General features: G+C 61.3%; 20 protein-coding genes and 1 pseudogene. 16 read left to right on the plus strand and 5 right to left on the minus strand.

From position 1 onward, the window contains the following. Positions 1-830: 830 nt before the first annotated feature. Positions 831-2,576 (plus strand): adenylate/guanylate cyclase domain-containing protein, encoded by a 1,746-nt coding sequence (locus NKI72_RS01235; RefSeq protein ID WP_352473165.1) that lies wholly within the window; start codon positions 831-833, stop codon positions 2,574-2,576. A 314-nt stretch (positions 2,577-2,890) separates the two neighbouring features. Here the strand turns inward: NKI72_RS01235 and NKI72_RS01240 are convergent. Next, a pseudogene (locus NKI72_RS01240) lies at positions 2,891-3,267 on the minus strand (recombinase family protein); the annotation flags it as partial. A gap of 108 nt (positions 3,268-3,375) precedes the next feature. Here NKI72_RS01240 and NKI72_RS01245 point away from each other — a divergent pair. After that, positions 3,376-3,618, plus strand: coding sequence for an SOS response-associated peptidase family protein (locus NKI72_RS01245; protein WP_352473163.1), 243 nt, complete (start codon positions 3,376-3,378; stop codon positions 3,616-3,618). 15 nt (positions 3,619-3,633) lie between these two features. Here NKI72_RS01245 and NKI72_RS01250 read toward each other — a convergent pair whose 3' ends face one another. Together NKI72_RS01250 and NKI72_RS01255 are read right to left on the minus strand one after the other, a co-directional pair. Then, positions 3,634-4,089 carry a Fic family protein gene (locus NKI72_RS01250; protein WP_352849816.1) on the minus strand — a complete coding sequence of 152 codons (456 nt, stop codon included), beginning with the start codon at positions 4,087-4,089 and terminating at the stop codon, positions 3,634-3,636. Beyond that, a complete protein-coding gene (locus NKI72_RS01255; protein ID WP_352473160.1) occupies positions 4,086-4,421 on the minus strand; it encodes a Fic family protein in 336 nt (111 codons plus the stop codon). Before NKI72_RS01255 ends, NKI72_RS01250 begins: the two co-directional genes overlap by 4 nt. Before the next feature lie 331 nt (positions 4,422-4,752). Here NKI72_RS01255 and NKI72_RS01260 point away from each other — a divergent pair, with 331 nt between their 5' ends. From NKI72_RS01260 to NKI72_RS01275, 4 genes are all read left to right on the plus strand, one after another. Next, positions 4,753-5,184: a potassium channel family protein gene (locus NKI72_RS01260; RefSeq protein ID WP_352473158.1), complete on the plus strand. Its 432-nt coding sequence runs from the start codon at positions 4,753-4,755 to the stop codon at positions 5,182-5,184. A 161-nt stretch (positions 5,185-5,345) separates the two neighbouring features. Beyond that, positions 5,346-6,314, plus strand: coding sequence for a GAF domain-containing protein (locus tag NKI72_RS01265; protein ID WP_352473156.1), 969 nt, complete (start codon positions 5,346-5,348; stop codon positions 6,312-6,314). Between the two features lie 138 nt (positions 6,315-6,452). Beyond that, complete coding sequence (gene adh / locus NKI72_RS01270; RefSeq protein ID WP_352849817.1) at positions 6,453-7,970, plus strand: aldehyde dehydrogenase; 1,518 nt, start codon at positions 6,453-6,455, stop codon at positions 7,968-7,970. Between the two features lie 71 nt (positions 7,971-8,041). Then, positions 8,042-8,386: a DUF779 domain-containing protein gene (locus NKI72_RS01275; RefSeq protein WP_352473153.1), complete on the plus strand. Its 345-nt coding sequence runs from the start codon at positions 8,042-8,044 to the stop codon at positions 8,384-8,386. A gap of 26 nt (positions 8,387-8,412) precedes the next feature. Here NKI72_RS01275 and hemN read toward each other — a convergent pair whose 3' ends face one another. After that, the gene (hemN, locus tag NKI72_RS01280; RefSeq protein WP_352473151.1) at positions 8,413-9,762 is read right to left on the minus strand and encodes an oxygen-independent coproporphyrinogen III oxidase; all 1,350 of its coding nucleotides are present in this window, start codon (positions 9,760-9,762) and stop codon (positions 8,413-8,415) included. Between the two features lie 161 nt (positions 9,763-9,923). Here hemN and NKI72_RS01285 point away from each other — a divergent pair, with 161 nt between their 5' ends. Continuing rightward, positions 9,924-10,652: a Crp/Fnr family transcriptional regulator gene (locus NKI72_RS01285; RefSeq protein ID WP_352473150.1), complete on the plus strand. Its 729-nt coding sequence runs from the start codon at positions 9,924-9,926 to the stop codon at positions 10,650-10,652. A gap of 2 nt (positions 10,653-10,654) precedes the next feature. Here the strand turns inward: NKI72_RS01285 and NKI72_RS01290 are convergent, their stop codons facing one another. Continuing rightward, complete coding sequence (locus NKI72_RS01290; protein ID WP_352473148.1) at positions 10,655-11,065, minus strand: hemerythrin domain-containing protein; 411 nt, start codon at positions 11,063-11,065, stop codon at positions 10,655-10,657. Between the two features lie 251 nt (positions 11,066-11,316). On the opposite strand from NKI72_RS01290, the gene ccoN reads away from it, so the two are divergent. The 9 genes from ccoN to nirK all read left to right on the plus strand — a co-directional run bounded on the left by ccoN (position 11,317) and on the right by nirK (position 20,719). Continuing rightward, the gene (gene ccoN, locus NKI72_RS01295; protein ID WP_352849818.1) at positions 11,317-12,927 is read left to right on the plus strand and encodes a cytochrome-c oxidase, cbb3-type subunit I; all 1,611 of its coding nucleotides are present in this window, start codon (positions 11,317-11,319) and stop codon (positions 12,925-12,927) included. 11 nt (positions 12,928-12,938) lie between these two features. After that, the gene (ccoO, locus tag NKI72_RS01300; protein WP_352473146.1) at positions 12,939-13,670 is read left to right on the plus strand and encodes a cytochrome-c oxidase, cbb3-type subunit II; all 732 of its coding nucleotides are present in this window, start codon (positions 12,939-12,941) and stop codon (positions 13,668-13,670) included. A 12-nt stretch (positions 13,671-13,682) separates the two neighbouring features. Further along, positions 13,683-13,832 carry a cbb3-type cytochrome c oxidase subunit 3 gene (locus tag NKI72_RS01305; protein ID WP_352849819.1) on the plus strand — a complete coding sequence of 50 codons (150 nt, stop codon included), beginning with the start codon at positions 13,683-13,685 and terminating at the stop codon, positions 13,830-13,832. A 2-nt stretch (positions 13,833-13,834) separates the two neighbouring features. After that, positions 13,835-14,698, plus strand: a complete 864-nt coding sequence (ccoP, locus tag NKI72_RS01310; protein WP_352473144.1) for a cytochrome-c oxidase, cbb3-type subunit III — start codon at positions 13,835-13,837, stop codon at positions 14,696-14,698. 217 nt (positions 14,699-14,915) lie between these two features. Further along, on the plus strand, positions 14,916-16,475 hold the full coding sequence (gene ccoG, locus NKI72_RS01315) for a cytochrome c oxidase accessory protein CcoG (RefSeq protein WP_352473143.1): 1,560 nt from the start codon (positions 14,916-14,918) through the stop codon (positions 16,473-16,475). Further along, a complete protein-coding gene (locus tag NKI72_RS01320) occupies positions 16,472-16,969 on the plus strand; it encodes a FixH family protein (RefSeq protein WP_352849820.1) in 498 nt (165 codons plus the stop codon). Before ccoG ends, NKI72_RS01320 begins: the two co-directional genes overlap by 4 nt. Continuing rightward, a complete protein-coding gene (locus NKI72_RS01325) occupies positions 16,966-19,254 on the plus strand; it encodes a cation-translocating P-type ATPase (RefSeq protein WP_352849821.1) in 2,289 nt (762 codons plus the stop codon). The genes NKI72_RS01320 and NKI72_RS01325 overlap by 4 nt, the downstream gene beginning before the upstream one ends. Then, positions 19,251-19,406 (plus strand): cbb3-type cytochrome oxidase assembly protein CcoS, encoded by a 156-nt coding sequence (ccoS, locus tag NKI72_RS01330; protein WP_352473140.1) that lies wholly within the window; start codon positions 19,251-19,253, stop codon positions 19,404-19,406. Before NKI72_RS01325 ends, ccoS begins: the two co-directional genes overlap by 4 nt. A gap of 206 nt (positions 19,407-19,612) precedes the next feature. Then, positions 19,613-20,719 (plus strand): copper-containing nitrite reductase, encoded by a 1,107-nt coding sequence (gene nirK / locus NKI72_RS01335; protein WP_352849822.1) that lies wholly within the window; start codon positions 19,613-19,615, stop codon positions 20,717-20,719. Positions 20,720-20,741 lie beyond the last annotated feature (22 nt).

Genomic DNA, 20,741 nt, shown 5'->3' on the forward strand with positions numbered 1-20,741 from the left:
TGGACGGCACCGAATTCCGCTGGACGCGGGAGGCCTCGCCAGCCGCTATCTGACCGGAAAGGCCGTAAGGAGAGAGACAAGTTCCGCCACCGGCGAAAGCACGTCCTTCGCGGGACGATGGATGAGGCGAGTTCGTTGAAGCACTCGGACCGGTCGCTCACTGCAGCCGATCAGGCCGCGAATCAGATTGTGCCGCTTCATTCTCCTGATCCCATGCTGGGAGGGCTAAAGCCGATCCCGTAGAGAAGCGAGGCCCCGCGAAAGACGTCAAACGCCGGAGAAGCCGCAAGCTCGAAAGCGCTTGACCTCAACATGCCGAATAGAGAAGTGCTTCAGGACTGCTGCAACCCGGACTTTTTCAACACTATCGGTTAGGCCCTGCCGTTTGAATCGGTCGGCGGCAACGAGCACAGAGCGCCACTTTCCGACCTCACCACCTCTAAAGCGCGAACGTCTGGTGTGATGCCCGATGCGCGCGTTCGTAGGGCATCTCGCCGTTACATCGCGGTGACAAAAGCACCGCCACGGTGGCGTCAACCGGTTACCAAGGGCAGCAAATATCTCCGGCCTTCTGGGAGTGGCGTGTCAGCGTTCCCAGAGGCAGCGTGGGCGTGTCGCCGGTTGGCTGTTAGCGCGGCGACTGGATCGCTCCACGCCTCGCAAGCGGGATAGCGAAATCTCGTGAAGGCAAGGTCGAGCTGCGTTTTCCGTTCTCTATCGGCGACGGGCGGCGACTGGGAGGGACGGATACCGTGCACATGGGGCGTCAGGAAGTTGGCAGGACATGGACGCGGGGCGGCCCGCGTGCAGGCGCTTGGCCGAGCGGTGCAATGAACACGCAGCGCCACCTCGCAGCGATCATGGTGTGCGACGTCGTCGGCTATTCGCGCCTGACGGAGCGCGACGAGCGCGGCACGCTCGAGCGGCTGAAGATCTACCGCAAGGACCTCCTCGAACCGCTGGTCTCTGAGCACCGGGGTCGGATCGTCAAGCTCACCGGCGACGGCATGCTGTGTGAGTTCGCGAGCGTCGTCAACGCGGTGGCCTCGGCGATGGCGATCCAGCAGGCCCTGGCAGAACACGAAGCGGAGATGCCCGAGGAAGAGCGGATTCGCTTCCGCATCGGCGTCAATCTCGGCGACGTGGTCTGCGAGGAGGACGGCGACCTCTACGGCGACGGGGTCAACATCGCAGCCCGCCTCGACAGCATCGCCGACCCCGGCACCGTGGTCGTCTCAGGCACCGCCTACGACCACCTTCAGGGCAAGCTCGACTGCGGCTTCACGCCACTCGGCAATCTGCGCCTCAAGAACATCGAGCGGCCTGTGCGCGCCTACCGCGTCGAGACCGACGCCGGCGCCTCGGTGGCTGCATCGCCTCCGCTGCCCGCGAAACCCTCGATCGCGGTTCTGCCTTTTACCAACATGAGCGGCGATCCCGACCAGGAATACTTCGCCGACGGGCTGGTGGAGGACATCATCACGGGATTGAGCCGGGTGAACTCCTTCTTCGTGATCGCCCGCAACTCGTCCTTCACCTACAAGGGCCGGGCGGTGGACCTGCGCCAGGTCGGGCGCGAGCTGGGCGTCCGCTACGTGCTCGAAGGCAGCATCCGCAGAGCAGGATCGCGGGTGCGCATCAGTGGGCAGTTGGTGGACGCGATCAGCGGACACCATGTCTGGGCCGACCGCTTCGAGGGCGACGTGAGCGACATCTTCGACCTGCAGGACAAGGTGACCGAGAGCGTCGTCGGCGCTGTCGAACCGAGCATCCGGCTGCAGGAGATCAAGCAGGCGCGCATGAAGCCGACCGACTACATCGGTGCCTACGACCTCTACCTTCGTGCGCTGCCGCGCTTCTACAGCATGACGCGCGAAGGCTTCGCCGACGTGCGCCGGCTCACCAACGAGGCGCTGAGCATCGACCCAGACTTCACCCTGGCGAAGGCACTCGGTGCCTATATCCGCAGCCTGTCGGTGAGTCAGTGCTGGCACGAGCCCGACGATATCCGCGTCGCCGTGCGCATGGCCCGCGAGGTGCTGGCGGACGCGCGAGACGACCCGACAAGCTTGCGTTTCGCCGCGCAGGTGATCGCCTACAGCGCCAAGGATTACGAGACGGCGCTGGACACGATCGAACGGTCCCTGCTCCTCAACCCCAATTCGGCGCAGGGCCATACGGGCAGCGGCTGGGTGAACACCCATTCCGGCCACCCCCTCGTCGCGATCGAGCACTTCCACAGGGCGATGCGGCTGAGTCCGGTCGACCCCGAGAAGGGCATCGCGCTCTCCGGCATCGGGATGAGCTACCTGATGCTCGAATGCTACGAGGAAGCGCTGGCTTGGGGAGAACGAGCGCTGCGCGAGATGCCGAATTACGGCTCCTCGCACCGGGTGGTGATCATGGCGCTGGTCAAACTGAACCGGCCGGACGAAGCGCAGGCGGCGGCGCGGCGGCTGATGGAGGCGTTCCCGACCTACACGCTCGGCCTGCAGAGGCAGATCAACCCGTGGCGGGAAAAGGTGTTCGCCGAGCACTACGTCGAAGCGTTGGGTATTGCCGGCGTGCCGGAGTGATCGTCGCGGCTGCAAAGATGCCCTCTCCTGCGCGTCACGTCCGGCCAGGCGGACGCGCCCCTTCATCCCGCGCCGCTTCTGGAAGGATAGTTCTCTGGCCGGCTTGTCCGAGGACCGAGCCCGTAGAGCAGCTGTGAACAGCCGGCGAGCTCTCTGTTGGGTTCGCGTCGAACTTCCGGTTTCCACCCTGACGAGACCTACCGACGGTCCAGACAAATGTCGGCTTCGGGTCACAACTTCTTGACCGGCGACCGTCGGCAAAGGTCCGAGAAAGATGGAAGACTGTCCTTTCAGTTGAGGCATCGAGAGGCTTACAGGAACAACGCGTTCATCGTTCCTTTGAGGCCCAAGTGCAGTTCGTCTACGGTGCCCTCGGAGAGAGTGACGATTTTGACACCGGCAAAGTGAAGTCGCTTGAAGAGGCCGGCTACGTCTTCCTGGTCGCGTGATAGGCGATCGAGTGCCTCGGTTGGAACAATCTCAAATTGCCCGCGTTGAGCGTTGGCGAGAAGCCGCTGGATGTCTGGTCGACGGATGATGCTTGCGCCGGATACGGCGGCGTCGGCATAGGTCCGAACGACAGTCCACTTCTCCCTGGCCGCGTGCTCTCGGCAAAGCCGCAGCTGATCCTCGATAGAGGCTTCGCGCTGGTTGTCGATGAGTGACGGGCATACAGCGCGACACGGGTCATGAACCGCTCCTCTTCCTCTCGTTGCTATTGTCCGCCGCCGTTCCCATCCTCCCCTTCTGACGGTGTTTTCTCAAGAGGTGGACATTGTTGTCGTTGGCCGCCTGTGCCATGAAGTCGCCGTTCGCTTTGGCGGCGCTCTGGGAGAATTGGCGCGACCTGCTGACCTGTGAGCCGAATCCGCTCATGGCGACTTTCCACAACCGTGTGCCGATCATACTGGCGCCCGAAGACTACATGACCTGGCTGACCGTTATCGTCTTCGACTATGTTGATGAGATGGTCCCAGTGCTGGCACGCATGGCAGCAAAACGGCGAACGGGATATCGGACGCTCGGCTATAGGGTTGAGTGATCCGCCGCCGGCCGCTCATCGGCTGAAGTCCAGTTCCGTTCCGGTTCGCAGACGTTCCATATAGGCGCGATAGGCGAAACTGCGGTCGCGCTTCTTTCCCGTCGTTTCCACGAGGATACCGATTTCGGCCAGCACCTCGATGGCGCGGGCTGCGGTCGGTTTGCTCGTGTCGAGCAGCTTCATCGCCGATGCGACGGTCACGATCGGATGCCGCGGAAGCCGCTCGAACAATCGAAGAGCTGAAACGGATACGGATTCGACACCCAGCAGCCGCGTGCGATCCACGCTGCCGAGGTTGAACAATTCACGCGCCGAGCCGACAGCTTCATCGGCGATCGTGGCGATGCCATCGAGAAAAAAATCGATCCAGCCCTCCCAGTCGCCCTCTAGCCGCACGAGATTGAGGCGCCGGTAGTATTCCTCGCGATGACGCTTGAAGAAGAGGCTGAGATAGAGAAGCGGAGCCCTCAAGTTCCCCAGTGTTCCAGCAGGAGGGCGATCATCAGGCGCCCGATCCGCCCATTGCCATCGAGATAGGGGTGAATGGTTTCGAACTGGGCATGCAAGAGACCCGTCCGCACTAGCTTCGGCAGCTGGTCGTCGGCGTGGATGTATTTCTCTAAAGAGCTGAGAAGCTGAGGGAGTTTCTCGGAAGGCGGCGGACCGGCAACCTGTGTCTGGCGCTGGCAGGAGCGCTTCGCTGAGGAAGGCTTTGAAGGGCTGCCGCGCGACAAGACGCGGCTCTCGCGCATTCCGCCGCCGAATCCGCCCATGGCGACGTTCCACAACCGTGTGCCGGTCATACTGGCGCCCGAAGGACCCCGAAACGGAACATCTCATGAAGGCGTTCCCAGAAGACCTGATGACGATGTGGAAGATTGGCCGCGACGTCGGCAAAAAAATCAGGCTCTTTCCCGTATTGCACCGCATGATCTCGTAGGGGTTTGCCGCGAGCTCGCGATACCCGAGAGGTATCCATGGCGTAGCGATCTGCCTCCACGCCACGCCCGCGAACCCGGCCTGCATGTCGAGCATGGGGATGCGAAACCCGGCCGAAAGGCCAGAGCAACAACCGCGAACTGCAGATTTGATCTGGCGCAAACAGTGTCGTGATTCCGACCGGTAGGGTCACCCATGATTCTAAATCTGCTCATCGGCACGATCGTCATAAGCCTGACGGTGCTGGTTCACACCTTTGGCCTTATCGCCGTCACACATGCGATGGGATATCTTGTCTCCCGCTTTCGCATGCACGGGCGCCGCAGCCGCATCGTGGCGATGATCAGCGTGGTGATGGGCCTCTTTGCCGTCATGACCGCGGAGGTGTGGCTCTGGGCCGGGCTATACCGGTTGCTCGATATCTTCGCCGATTTCGAAACGGCGTTGTACTTTTCCACCATCACCTTCTCGACGGTCGGCTATGGCGACATCGTGCCAGCTCACGCGTGGCGTGTCCTGGCGGCGCTGGAGGGCGTGAACGGGTTCTTGCTCATCGGCTGGTCGACCGCCTACCTGATCGCAGCCGGCACCCGTATCGGACCGTTCAAGGCCGGTGAGCATTTCTGACCAACCGATGCGCAGACTTGCTCCCGATCAATGATTGCGTGGCATTCTGTTGGTAGGCTTTCTCGATGGGTGCTTAGGCAAGAGCGACTTGCCTTCTGCTTCTTTCGGCGAATTGACTACGTGCTAATCGGAGGAAAGAAATCAGTTTCGGGAGGATGAGTATGGGCGAAAAACTATACGGTCATCATGCTGACCGCATTCAAGCGGCGATTGCTTCGGACGCTGCGGCGACGTCGGCGTTGGTTGCGTCCTGGCGCCGGTCTTCCAATTTGCATCGGCTCGATCCAGCTGACCGCAGCCCTCCACATTATCTGACCGAGGCCGAACTGGGGCAGGCCCGGCAACGCATCGAACCTCTCGTCAACGCCGCGCAATCAAGTCTCGATCGTCTCTATCTTGCGGTAGGCGGCGTCGGATGCTGCGTCCTACTCGCCGATCGTGACGGCGTGCCGATCGAACGGCGCGGCGCGCCCGTAGACGACAAGACGTTTCATTCCTGGGGTTTGTGGACTGGCTCGGTCTGGAATGAGGAAAGCCAGGGCACCAACGGAATTGGCACCTGTCTTGTCGAAGGGCGCGCGCTGACAATTCACCGTGACCAACATTTCCATACGCGCAACACGGTACTCAGTTGCACCACCGCCCCGATCCACGATCACGAGGGGAATCTTGTGGCTGCTCTTGACGTGTCTTCCTGCCGGGCTGACCTGATCGAGGCCTTCGCCAATCTCATTTCGATCGCCGTGATCGACGCGGCGCGCCGGATCGAGGCGGAGAACTTCAGGATGGCATTCCCGAAGGCGCGAATTCTGCTGGCGCCGGTGAGCGACAAAGGCTCCGGCGCGCTCATCGCCGTCGATGCCGACGAGCTCGTGGTCGGCGCGACCCGTTCGGCCCGCCTGGCACTTGGCATTACGCAGCAGTGCCTCGACAAACCAATGCCCGCCGCCGATCTGCTCGGCTGGGCCGAGAGTGACTCCAAAATTCTCGCTGAGGCAGAGCGCGCAGCTCTGCAGCGAGCGCTGGCACGGGCAGACGGAAATGTCTCCGCTGCGGCTCAGGCACTTGGGATTAGCCGCGCGACGCTTCACCGCAAACTCAACCGCCTTGATGTTCACCGGACGCACTGACCTTTCGATCTGACTGTCGCAATTCTGCGACACATCGCCTCCGACCACTGTGACCGGTACGGTGACAACCACAGGCGGAAATCGCAAGTCTCTTCCGAAGCGTCGCATCCCGCGACGTCAGCTTTGGGAGGAATACGCATGAACAAGGTTGAATTCTCACGCTCGGTCAAGGCGCCCTTCGACAAGCGCTACAGCAATTTCATCGGCGGGAAATGGGCCGAGCCCCGCGCCGGCCGCTACTTCGAGAACTTCTCGCCGGTGAACGGTCAGCTACTTTGCGAGGTGGCGCGCTCGGATGCCCAGGACATCGAGGTGGCCTTGGACGCGGCACATGCCGCCAAGGACGCCTGGGGGCGCACCAGCGTTGCTGAGCGGTCACTCATCCTCAACCGCATCGCCGATCGCATGGAGGAGAACCTCGATCTCCTCGCATGCGCTGAAACATGGGACAACGGCAAGCCGATCCGTGAAACAACCGCCGCCGACCTGCCCTTGGCCATCGACCATTTCCGCTATTTCGCGGGCGCCGTGCGCGGCCAGGAAGGGAGCCTTTCCCAGATCGACGACGACACCGTCGCCTATCATTTCCATGAGCCGCTCGGGGTGGTTGGCCAGATCATCCCCTGGAATTTTCCGCTGCTGATGGCATGCTGGAAGCTTGCTCCCGCGCTCGCCGCGGGAAACTGCGTCGTGCTGAAGCCTGCCGAGCAGACCCCGGCTGCCATCCTGCTGTGGGCCGACCTTATTGGCGATCTGCTGCCGCCGGGCGTGCTCAACATCGTCAACGGCTTTGGTCTCGAGGCGGGCAAGCCACTCGCGTCGTCGCCGCGCATTGCCAAGATCGCCTTTACCGGCGAGACCACGACGGGCCGGCTGATCATGCAATATGCCAGCCAGAACCTTATCCCCGTAACACTGGAATTGGGCGGCAAATCGCCAAACATCTTCTTCAAGGATGTTGTCGCCGAGGACGACGATTTCTTCGACAAGGCGATCGAAGGCTTCGTCATGTTTGCGCTAAACCAGGGCGAGGTCTGTACCTGCCCGAGCCGCGCGCTCATCCATGAATCGATCTACGATACGTTCATGGAACGCGCGCTGAAGCGCGTCGAGGCGATCGTGCAGGGCGATCCGCTCGATCCGGCGACGATGATTGGCGCCCAGGCCTCGTCCGAGCAGTTGGAGAAGATCCTGTCCTATATCGACATCGGCCGCCAGGAAGGCGCGGAGGTGCTGACCGGTGGCGCCCGCAATGTTCTGCCTGGTGATCTGGCGGGCGGCTATTACGTCAAGCCGACCGTGTTCAAGGGACACAACAAAATGCGCATCTTCCAGGAGGAGATCTTCGGGCCGGTGGTTTCTGTCACGACCTTCAAGGACGATGACGAAGCGCTCAGCATTGCCAACGACACGCTTTACGGCCTCGGGGCCGGGGTCTGGACCCGCGATGGCAACCGTGCCTATCGTTTCGGCCGTGCGATCCAGGCCGGCCGCGTCTGGACCAACTGCTACCACGCCTATCCCGCGCATGCGGCCTTCGGCGGCTACAAGCAGTCTGGCATCGGCCGCGAGACACACAAGATGATGCTCGACCACTATCAGCAGACCAAGAACATGCTGGTCAGCTATAGCCCGAAGAGGCTCGGCTTCTTCTGATCACCTCTTTGCCCCACAGGCGCGGCCCCGCGCGGGGCCGCGCCCATAATGGCTGGAAACCGGATTAGACTATGCATGCAAAAGTCACGGCGACGCCGGAAGCGCTTGAACTGATCGCGGAGATTGTTGCCGAGCACGGACCAGTGCTGTTTCATCAATCGGGCGGCTGCTGCGACGGGTCTTCGCCGATGTGCTATCCGCGTGCTGACTTCATCGTCGGCGATCAGGATGTGTTGCTCGGCCACATCGGCGACGCACCCTTCTATATCGGGGCTTCGCAATTCGAGGTGTGGAAGCATACCGATCTCATCATCGACGTAGTGCCTGGCCGCGGCGGCATGTTCTCCCTCGATAACGGACGGGAGAAGCGATTCCTGACACGGTCGAAGATCTGCGCTGTTCAGATCGGGAGGTAGCCTTCCCAACCGACTGCAGCCGATGCTCAGACCGCTACCGAATGCCTGGCCTTGCCGGTTTCGAAATATTTGTCGAACTTTGCCGCGATGCTCCTGACAAATGGCCGGCTTTCCGCAGGCACGACGAAGCGGTCACCATCAAGTTCAAGCAACCGCGCAGGACCATCAAGAGCCGTGGAACTCGCCTCGAGGAGAAGTCTTTGGCCGGCTTCGCCAAAGCGCTCCACCAGCTCAATCGCCGAGAAGGCGAAGTCACACATCAATCGCTCGATGATCCAGCCGCGAACACGGTCGTCGTCGGAAAGCGCGATACCCCGAACAGCGGCCAGCCCGCCATCAGCAACCATACGTCCATACTCGGCGGTCGAAGGCATATTCTGTGCATAGCCCTGGCGAAACTGGCTGATGGATGACGGGCCAAGGCCGATCAAGGTCTCGCAGCGATCCTCGGTATAGCCCTGAAAGTTCCGGTGCAGTGTTCCGGCGCGGGCGGCAAGCGCGAGGGCATCGCCCGGTTTGGCGAAATGGTCGAGGCCGATTGCTTCGTATCCCTGGTCCACGATCGCCCGCGCCGCCAATTGCGATTGAGCAAATCGCTCCTCTGGCCCTGGCAGCCACGCCTCGTCGATCATCGTCTGATGTCTCTTGAACCACGGCACATGGGCGTAGCCAAAAAGCGCGATCCGATCCGGTTCCAGGGTCAGTGCCTGTGCAACCGTGGAGGCGACGCTCTCCCTGGTCTGATGCGGCAGGCCGTAGAGCAGATCGAGATTGACGGATTCGACGCCGCGCGAACGAACGCCATCAACAACCGTCTTGGTCTGCAAAAAGCTCTGCTCGCGGTTGATCGCTTTCTGCACCTTCGGGTCGAAATCCTGGACGCCGAGGCTCGCACGGGTCATGCCGATTTCGGCGAGTGCATCGAGGCGGGCATCGTCCATATCGTTGGGTTCGATTTCGACGCTGATCTTTGCACCGGGCAGAAACGTGAAGCTGTTGCGCAGGACGGTTCCCAGCGCCACCAGATCCTCCGGTTTGAGCATCGTTGGCGAACCGCCGCCGAAATGGACGGCACGCACGCGGCCCTTGCCTGCGACAAGACTGGAGACGGTGGCGATCTCGGCATCCAGTGAGCGCAGATATGTGGTCACTGGTTCGTAGTGGCGTGTCTGCTTGGTATGGCAAGCGCAGAACCAGCAAAGCTTGTCGCAATACGGGATGTGCAGATAGAGCGAGATCTCATCGCCATCGTTGAGCGCCTGCAGCCAGCCACGACAAATTGCAGCATCAACGCCTGCATGAAAATGCGGCGCTGTTGGGTAGCTTGTATAGCGCGGCACGTTCTCACCAAGTCTGGCAACTAATTCTGACCGCATGTCTCTATCCGCTCCACTTTGCATGGCGCGACATTGCTCACATTGGACGCCGGCGGCCTTGATTTCGGTCAATGCCATCTTGCCGCGGACAAACTGCCGCAAGGCTTTTTCGGGCGGATGCTATATCCTGCTGGCACCTTCGGATTTCTCGGACCATCGTGGTGTCAGTGCGTCAGGATGTACACAGCGCCGGCGTTCCCGTGCTTTGCCAATCATGCGAAGCGCGCCACCATGGTGTATGCGGTGCGCTCGATCCCGATCAACTGGTGGGCCTGGCCAAAACCTCGTCGAAGCATACCGTTGAACCGGGCGCAGAACTGATTGGCGACACCGAGACCGTCGACAGTTATTCGAACGTGCTTTCCGGCGTGGTGAAGCTGACAAAGAGCCTGTCGGACGGACGCCAGCAGATTGTCGGCCTCCAGTTCGCCCCCGATTTTCTGGGGCGGCCCTTCAAGGTGGAAAGCGCAATCAACGCCGAAGCCGCAACGTCCGTTTCCCTGTGTTCGTTTCCAAGGGCGTCCGTCGAAAGGATGATGAGAGAGTCGCCAGAACTCGAGCACCGCCTGCTCAAGCAGACGCTGAACGAACTCGACGAGGCACGCGACTGGATGGTCACGCTGGGCCGCAAGACCGCTGCGGAAAAAGTGGCGAGCTTTCTGCTGATGATTGCCAGAAACATCGATCCCACGCTCGATCCGGCCGCTCAGTCGACAAGTTTCGATCTGCCGTTGACGCGCGCCGATATCGCCGATTTCCTTGGCCTGACGATCGAGACAGTGAGCCGGCAGCTAACCCGACTGCGATCAGATGGAGTGATCCGGATCGAGAACAATCGGGAAGTCACCGTCGACAAGCTGACCCGGCTACAACGACGCTCTGGCGACTAGGATCAATCGACGATCCCGATCATCGGCAGGACGTGCTCGCGTTCAAACGCGATGTGCCGGCGCAAGCTCTCGAACAGGCCGCGCAACATGAAACCGATGGCTTCGGGGTTCTCGACCGTCTCGCCGTGACCGATGGCCAGCAGAGTTTCGGTCACCTCGCCGGCAAAGCATTCATCCTCGACATGTTCGGCCCGCAAGCGCCTGGTTGAGGCAAGGTTCGCATTGCTGCCTCCCGTGGCCTCCTCATAGGCGGGGAAGATGACCGTCTCTTCGTATCGATGAATGTCGCGCAGCAGCGGAATGATCGCGTTGGCCGTGCCGAGGCACTTCAGACGGTCGACCCTGGGCAAGGCATCTGCAATTGTCTCCAAAGCATCGCAGAGCTGCAGCTTTTCCCTGTGCGCGCGCCTCATGACGGCAGCCGGGACCGCTTCTCTGCTGGATCGACCAGCTGGTATGGGATTTTCATCGCCTTCGTCGAACAGCGGCGATCCCTGCCATTTCTTCCGGTTCAACGTCGGCCTCCGGTCGTTTGCAAGGGCCACGCTGCCCAATCCGAAAGGGCTGAGCTTTGACATGGATCAAGGCGGCGACACCGCGACTGCGGAATTGGTGTCAAGCGGATTGGTATCCGCGCATCCCAATCCGAGGTCGGGGACAGGTCATGAAGTTCGGCACGCAAATCTTCGCCTTGGGCCTGTTCACATTTGCGGCCCTTGTGGCAGCCGGGTTCGGTGTGGACGAGCCATTCCGGCAGCATATGTGGGTACTGTTTTTTGTGCTGCTCGGCTTTGTCGCCATCCTCATCCGCAACACGAATTTCGAAGTGGCTGCTCCGATCGACCCGTCCGCCTACATGGATGGGCCAATCCGCTATGGCGCCATCGCCACCATGTTCTGGGGTGTCGTCGGTATGCTGGTCGGCGTCGTCATTGCGCTGCAACTTGCCTACCCCGATCTCAACATTCAGCCCTGGTTTAACTTCGGCCGTTTACGGCCATTGCATACGTCGGGCGTTGTCTTCGCCTTCGGCGGCAATGCGCTGCTCTGCACGTCCCTGTATGTCGTCCAGCGCACCTGCCGCGCTCGGCTGTTCGGCGGCGATCTCGGTTGGTTCGTGTTTTGGGGCTACCAGCTCTTCATCGTCATGGCCGCGACCGGCTACCTGCTCGGTATCACCGAGAGCCGCGAATACGCAGAGCCCGAATGGTATGTGGACATCTGGCTGACCATCGTCTGGGTCGCTTATCTCATCCTGTTCCTCGGCACGATCCTGAAGCGCAAGGAACCGCACATCTACGTCGCCAACTGGTTTTACCTGTCCTTCATCGTCACCATCGCGATGCTGCATGTGGTCAACAACCTGTCGATGCCGGCCTCATTCCTGGGTTCCAAGAGCTACTCCGCCTTTTCCGGCGTCCAGGACGCCCTGACCCAATGGTGGTACGGCCACAACGCCGTCGGCTTTTTCCTCACCGCCGGCTTCCTCGGCATGATGTATTACTTCGTGCCCAAGCAGGCGAACCGGCCGGTCTATTCTTACCGCCTGTCGATCATCCACTTCTGGGCGATCATCTTCCTCTACATCTGGGCCGGTCCGCATCACCTGCACTACACCGCCCTGCCCGACTGGGCGCAGACGCTCGGCATGGTGTTTTCGATCCTGCTGTGGATGCCGTCATGGGGCGGCATGATCAACGGCCTGATGACGCTGTCGGGCGCCTGGGACAAGCTACGCACCGATCCCATTATCCGCATGATGGTGATGGCCATCGCCTTCTACGGCATGTCGACCTTCGAGGGCCCGATGATGTCGATCAAGACGGTCAATTCGCTGTCGCACTATACCGACTGGACCATAGGTCACGTGCACTCCGGTGCGCTCGGCTGGGTCGGGATGATCTCGTTCGGCGCGATCTATTACATGGTGCCGAAGCTTTGGAATCGCCAACGGCTCTATTCGCTGCGGCTGGTCACCTGGCACTTCTGGCTGGCGACGCTCGGCATCGTCGTCTACGCGGCCGTCATGTGGGTGTCTGGCATCATGCAGGGCCTGATGTGGCGCGAATACGACGAGCAGGGCTTCCTGGTCTACTCCTTTGCCGAAACCGTGGCCGCCATGCACCCCTACTATGTCATGCGCGCCATCGGCGGGGCCATGTACCTCTCCGGCGCCCTGATCATGGCCTGGAACATCGCCATGACCATCCTCGGCTACCAGCGCGAGGAGGAGCCGATGCCCGGCGCTGTTCCCGCCCTTCAGCCTGCCGAATAAGGAGCCAGACAATGGGCTTGATGGACAAACACGCGATCATCGAGAAGAACGCTACGCTTCTTCTCGTTGGCTCTCTTCTTGTGGTGACGGTCGGCGGCATCGTCGAGATCGCACCGCTCTTCTATCTCGACAACACGATCGAGAAGGTGGAAGGCATGCGCCCTTACTCGCCACTCGAACTGGTGGGGCGCAACATCTATGTGCGTGAGGGCTGCTACCTCTGCCATAGCCAGATGATCAGGCCATTCCGCGACGAGGTCGAGCGCTATGGTCACTACAGTCTGGCGGCCGAGTCGATGTACGATCATCCTTTCCAATGGGGATCGAAGCGCACCGGACCGGACCTCGCCAGGGTTGGCGACCGCTACTCTAATCTATGGCATGTCGAGCACCTTACGGATCCGCGTTCGGTGGTGCCTGAATCAATCATGCCGAGCTATGCGTTCCTGAAAGACACGCCGATCGATGTGAAGGACTTCTCTACGCATCTGGTCGCCAACAGGCGGGTCGGCGTCCCCTACTCCGACGACATGATCGCGCACGCCAACGCCGATCTGATGACGCAAGCCGATCCCAACGCCGACACATCCGGCCTCGATGCCCGCTACCCCAAAGCCAAGATCGGCGACTTCGACGGCAACCCGCAACAGGTCACCGAAATGGATGCCCTCGTCGCCTATCTCCAGATGCTCGGCACGCTGGTCGATTTCAAGAACTACGACGAAGCCGCCGGCTACCGCTGAGGAGTTTTTTCCATGGATTACAATTTGATGCAGGAGTTCGCCGACAGCTGGGGTCTGGTCGCCATGGCTCTGTTCTTTGTCGGCGCGATCGCCTTTGCCCTGCGCCCCGGCAGCCGCAAGCTTGCCGACGAAGCTGCCCGGATTCCTCTTGAGGACGAGTGATCATGAGCGACGAGCATATCGATGAGATCTCTGGCGTTTCGACCACTGGTCATGAATGGGATGGTATTCGCGAGCTGAACAACCCGCTCCCGCGCTGGTGGGTCATTACCTTCTACATCACCATTGTCTGGGCGATCGGATACACCATCGCCTATCCGGCATGGCCTCTGCTGCATTCGGCAAGCAAGGGCGTGCTTGGCTATTCGAGCCGCAACGAGGTCGGTCACGAGTTGATGGCGGCCGAGGTGGCCAAGGGCAAATACGTCACGGCAATAGAATCGAAAAACGTCTCTGAGATTGCCGCCGACGATACACTGCGCGAATTCGCGGTCGCTGCCGGCGGCGCCGCGTTCAAGCTCAATTGCGTGCAGTGCCATGGTTCCGGCGCCCAGGGCTCCAAGGGCTTCCCCAACCTCAATGACGACGACTGGCTGTGGGGCGGCAAGGCGGACCAGATCCAGCAGACGATTACGCATGGCATCCGCTTCGCCTCCGATCCGGATACGCGCCTGTCGGAAATGCCAGCCTTCGGCGACATCATCACCGCAGACCAGATCAAACAGGTCAGCGCCTATGTTGCTAGCCTGTCCCAAACCGTCGGCGATCAATCGTTGGTGGTGCCCGGCGCTAAGGTTTTTGCCGAAAACTGCGTGGCCTGTCACGGCGACAATGCAATCGGCAACAAGGAGCTCGGCGCTCCTGATCTGACCGATGCCATCTGGCTCTACGGATCGGGCGAAGCGGCCATCGCCGCCCAGGTCGCCGCGCCGAAACAGGGCGTGATGCCGGCCTGGGGCGCGCGGCTGGGCGAAACCAGGATCAAGGAGCTGGCGGTCTACGTGCATTCGCTAGGCGGTGGAGAATAGGAACGGGGGGCTATTCTCCGGCCCTCACCGTCCAAGCGACGAGGCCCGGCTCTGCCGGGCCTCGATTTGTTTGCGTGTACCCGGCGATTGACCTGCATCAACGCGGCGCAATCCAGTCGACGGCAAAATCCGCTCGACGCTGTATTTCGCGCACCTGTCTGCACCCAGCCAGGTCACGTGCCCGGCGAAATCACAAGCTCCGTGACGGGAGAGACCAGTGCTGGACAATACGCAGGTAGAACGGCTCGAAGCCGAGGCGATCAACTCCGCCAAAGTGCGACAGCCGATGTATGCCGCGCGCAAGAAGATCTTCCCGAAACGGGCCTCCGGGAATTTTCGTCAGTTCAAATGGCTGGTGATGGCGGTCACCCTTGGCATCTATTATCTGACGCCGTGGCTGCGGTGGGACCGTGGCCCGTTTGCCCCTGATCAGGCCGTGCTGCTCGATGTCGCAAATCGGCGTTTCTACTTCTTCTTCATCGAGATATGGCCGCAGGAATTCTACTACGTCGCCGGCCTTCTGGTTATGGCCGGCGTCGGTCTCTTCCTGATCACGTCGACCGTCGGTCGTGCCTGGTGCGGCTATACGTGCCCGCAGACGGTATGGGTCGACCTGTTCCTGGTCGTCGAGCGGGCCATCGAGGGCGACCGCAACGCGCGCATGAAGCTTGACGCCGGGCCGTGGACTGCCCGCAAGCTCGTGCTGCGGGTGTCGAAACACGCCATCTGGCTAGTCATAGGTGCGGCGACCGGCGGCGCCTGGATCTTCTATTTCGCCGATGCGCCGATCCTGCTCGGCGAACTCTTCACCGGCACGGCAGCGCCTGTCGCCTATATCACCGTCGCCGTGCTGACAGCGACGACCTATACGTTCGGCGGGCTGATGCGCGAGCAGGTCTGCACGTATATGTGCCCATGGCCGCGCATCCAGGCAGCCATGCTCGACGAAAACTCGCTCACCGTCACGTACAACGACTGGCGCGGCGAACCGCGCTCACGTCACGCCAAGAAGGCGCAAGCCGCGGGGAAGGCTATCGGCGATTGCGTCGACTGCAATGCCTGCGTCGCCGTCTGTCCGATGGGGATCGACATTCGCGACGGCCAACAGCTTGAATGCATCACCTGCGCGCTCTGCATCGACGCCTGCGACGGCGTCATGGACAAGCTTGGCAAGGAGCGCGGGTTGATCTCCTACGCGACACTCTCCGACTACAACGCCAACATGATGCTAGCGACCGCGGGCGGTTCCATTGCAGTCAATCCGTCGCTGGTCAGAACCGCTGACGGCCTGTTTTTAGACAGTGTGGCTCATTTCCACATCCGCAAGATCTTTCGTCCCCGCACCTACGTGTACATAGCTATGTGGGGGCTGATCGGCCTGGGCCTGCTCTATTCGCTGATGACGCGCGACCGGCTCGAGATCAATGTCTTGCATGACCGCAATCCGCAATTCGTGACGCTGTCCGACGGCTCTATCCGCAATGGCTACACCGTCAAGCTGCTGAACATGATCCCCGAACCAAGAACGATCATCGTCACCATAGGGGGCTTGCCAGGCGCAGAGATGAGCATCGTCGGTGTCGATCTTCCCGCCGATCGTTCTTTCGCGATCCAGGTCGAACCCGACCGGCTTAAGATGTTGAAGGTTTTCGTGCGCCTGCCTGCTGATGAGATCCTTGGCGAAGCGCAGATCTTCACACTCCGGGTCGAGGACAAAGCGAGTTTCGAGTCGAACGAATACATCGCCACCTTCAACGCGCCGGAGATCGCCAGATGAACGCCACCACGCGAAAATCCCGCGAATTCACCGGCAGGCACATGTGGGCCATCATCCTCGCCTTTTTCGGCGTGGTCATTGCGGTCAATCTGACGATGGCGACGCTTGCCAACACAAGCTGGACCGGTCTTGTCGTCGAAAACACCTATGTGGCGAGCCAGCAATTCAACAAGAAGGCTGAGGAAGGGCGCGCGCAGGCAGCGCTTGGCTGGACCGGCAAGCTGACCATCTCATGGGGCGAAGTCCGCTATAGCCTCACCGACGCTGCCGGCAAGTCGGTTCCCTTGCATGGCGTGAAGGTGCTGTTTCGCCATCCCGCTTACGAGAAAGAGGATGAGGCCGTCACGCTCGCCCTCGCCTCGGGTCAGGAGTTTGCAGTGCAGCACATGCCAAGGGATGGTGTCTGGATTGTCGAAATCGATGCCGATGCCGGTCTGGCAAGACCGTATCGCGACGTCCGCAGGATCATGATTTCCCAGAGAGCGCTGCAATGAGCTGTTGTGCACCAGGTGCTGAAGTGGCGCTGGACCTGGTCAGTGCCGCGTCTGTCCTGCCCTCCAGCCAGGAGATCAGGCTGGCGAGCCGATCGCTTGGCGATGATCTTCGCCAGACCGACCTTTCCGTACCGACGGTTCACTGCGGAGCCTGCATCCAGGCGATCGAGACGACGTTGGCAAAACTCGAGCACGTCGAGGCCGCTCGCGTGAACCTGTCGACGAAGCGTGTCTCGGTCCGGTGGCGTGGGGCGGAGGTTCCACCGTTCGTCGCCGTGCTGGAGGGGCTGGGCTACCAGGCCCATCTGTTCGAAGCCGAGATCGACGCAAAGGACAAGACGCTCTCGGAGCTCATCCGCGCCGTCGCTGTTGCCGGCTTTGCGGCGGGCAACATCATGCTGCTGTCGGTTTCGGTCTGGTCCGGTGCCGAGGGCGCGACCCGCGACCTGTTCCACTGGGTCTCGGCACTGATCGCCATCCCCGCACTGGCCTTCGCCGGCGGCATCTTCTTCAAGTCGGCGTGGAATGCCTTGCGCCACGGCCGCATGAACATGGACGTGCCGATCGCGGTCGGCGTGTCGTTGGCCTACGCGATGAGCCTCTATGAGACGACCACCCATGGTGACCACGCCTATTTCGACGCGTCGGTGTCTCTGCTGTTTTTCCTGTTGATCGGCCGCACGCTGGATCACGTGATGCGCGAACGCGCCCGCACCGCGGTGAAAGGCCTGTCACAACTGGCCGCGCGTGGCGCCATGGTGCTGCGCGACGATGGCGCACGCGACTATCTGCCGGTTGGCGAGATCGAACCGGGCATGCTGTTGCTGATCGCGGCCGGCGAAAGGATCCCCGTCGACGGCAAGATCACGCGTGGGACATCGGACGTCGACTGCTCGCTGGTTTCGGGCGAGAGCACGCCCAGAAGCGTGGCGCCAAACGACGCCGTCCAGGCCGGCGTGCTCAACCTTACCGGCCCGCTAACCATCGAGGCGACAACCGCCGCGAAGGATTCGTTCCTGGCGGAAATGGTTCGGCTGATGGAAGCCGCCGAGGGCGGTCGCGCACAGTACCGCCGCATCGCCGACCGCGTTTCAGCGCTCTATGCTCCAGTTGTTCATCTCACCGCCTTCGTGACATTCCTTGGCTGGATGGCGGCAACTGGCGACTGGCACCGGGCCATAACCATCGCCATCGCCGTTTTGATCATCACATGCCCCTGCGCGCTCGGCCTCGCCGTGCCGATCGTCCAGGTGGTCGCCGCGCGGCGCCTGTTCGAAAACGGCATCATGGTCAAGGATGGTTCGGCCATGGAGCGCCTGGCAACAATTGATACAGCGGTGTTCGACAAGACCGGAACGCTCACGCTCGGTCAGCCTCGGCTCGTCAATGCGGCCTCGATCGATCCGGCCATGCTGACGATTGCGGCCGACATGGCCGGGCATTCGCGTCATCCCTTTTCAAAGGCCATAGCCGGTCTTGCCGCTGGCGGCGGGCAGCACAAATTCGATGCCGTCACCGAGCATCCGGGGTTCGGTATCGAAGCAACTGACGTCGGAAGTATCTGGCGGCTGGGCAGACGCGGATGGGCTGGATGGAAGGCCCGCACCGGCGGCGAAGGCAAACATGGCTATGGCGGGACGGTCCTGACGAAAGACGGGATCGTTGTCGCGACCTTCAATTTCGACGATGCGTTGCGTGCCGACGCCAGGGCGGCGATCGAGCAGCTGAACGATGCAGGGATTTCGGTGGAAATGCTGTCAGGCGACACCGCGAGCGCCTGCGGCGAAGTCTCGAAAATGTTGGGTATCGACCACTTCCTTCCGTGCCTGCTGCCATCCGGCAAGGTCGAACGCATCGAGGGCCTGGCGAAAGACGGGCACAAGGTCCTGATGGTTGGCGACGGCCTGAACGACACGCCTGCGCTGAGCGCGGCGCATGTTTCGATCGCGCCGGCCACGGCCGCTGACATTGGCCGCAATGCGGCGGACTTCGTCTTCCTGCGCGAAAGCTTTGTGGCGATTCCCCTCGCGATTGACGTCTCGCGCAAGGCAGGAAGCCTGATTCGTCAGAACATTGCGATCGCAATCGTCTACAATGCCGTCGCCGTGCCGATCGCGATCCTGGGGCACGTCACGCCACTGATCGCCGCGATCGCCATGTCTGCCTCGTCGCTGCTTGTCATCGGAAATGCGCTGCGCCTGCAAGGTTCGATGTCGCACATCCGGGCCAAGGATGTTCAGCGTGACAGGGTGTCCGACATCAGCAAACTGGCGCAATCCTCATGACCACCCTTGCCTACCTCATCCCCGTCGCCCTCTTTCTCGGTGCGCTTGGACTGGGGGGCTTCCTATGGGCGTTGAGAAGTGGTCAGTACGAGGATCTCGACGGAGCTGCCGAGCGGATCCTTATCGATCGGGAAGATAGACTGGACCGCTGATCCAGGGCCGAGGGGCTGACAAGCAGTGCCGGTGCGGCCAACCGCTCCCACGGCCCTTCCCCATCGCGACTATGCCGCGCGCGATTGCTGTTTCCGGGGGTTGTTGCCCCTAGACTGAATTGCACCAATTTGCGCCAGCGCAAGGAACCGCTGCGTCAGGTCAGTTACCTTCTGCTCATCCGCAACGGTTGAGACAGGAGATTGATATGATCACGCGACGCGAAGCCCTCTTTGGAGCAGCGATTGGCGCTGCTGCCGTGGCGGCACTGCCGGCGTCTTCGGCAACGGTGACAAAGGCGGACATTCGAGGGCTTCTGCGCGAAAAGATCAGGCTCGTGGCACCGCCTTTTGTCCATCCGCACGACCAGGTCGCCAAGGGCGAACCGAAGATCGTCGAATACTCCATGACGATCGAGGAGAAGCCGATGGTCATCGACGCGGACGGGACGCAGCTCAATGCAATGACCTACAACGGCTCGATTCCTGGTCCGCTGATGGTCGTGCACCAGGACGACTATGTCGAACTGACGCTCATCAATCCCGACACCAACTCGCTTGCCCACAACATCGACTTTCATGCAGCCACAGGTGCACTGGGTGGCGGCGGCCTCACGTTGATCAATCCAGGCGAACAGGTAACGCTGCGCTTCAAGGCAACGCGGACGGGAACGTTCGTCTATCACTGCGCACCTGGCGGCGCGATGATCCCATGGCATGTCGTCTCCGGCATGAGCGGCGCAATCATGATCCTGCCGCGCGACGGACTCAGGAACGACAAGGGCAAGCCGGTCAAATACGACAAGATCTTCTACATCGGCGAGAGCGACTTCTACATTCCGCGCGACGAGAAGGGCAACTACAAGACCTACGAGTCGCCAGGCGACGGTTACGACGATATCGTCAAGGTCATGCGCGGGCTGATCCCGACGCATGTGCTGTTCAACGGCAAGGTCGGTTCGTTGACCGGCGACAACGCTATGAAGGCGAAGGTCGGCGAAACCGTGCTGATCGTCCATTCGCAGGCCAACCGCGATACGCGGCCGCATCTGATCGGTGGCCACGGCGACTATGTCTGGGAACAGGGCAAATTCGCCAACCCGCCGGCCAAGGATCTGGAAACCTGGTTCATCCGTGGCGGCTCTGCCGGCTCGGCGCTCTATAGGTTCCTGCAGCCCGGCGTCTACGCTTATGTCAATCACAACCTGATCGAGGCCGTGGAACTCGGGGCGACCGCTCACTTTATGGTCGAGGGCGAGTGGAATGACGACCTGATGACGCAGGTCGAGGCGCCCAAATCCATCGCCACCAACTGATGGAACTCCATTTGCCCGGACA

It is taken from the genome of Mesorhizobium sp. M0437, assembly GCF_040321335.1.
Lineage (GTDB): Bacteria > Pseudomonadota > Alphaproteobacteria > Rhizobiales > Rhizobiaceae > Mesorhizobium.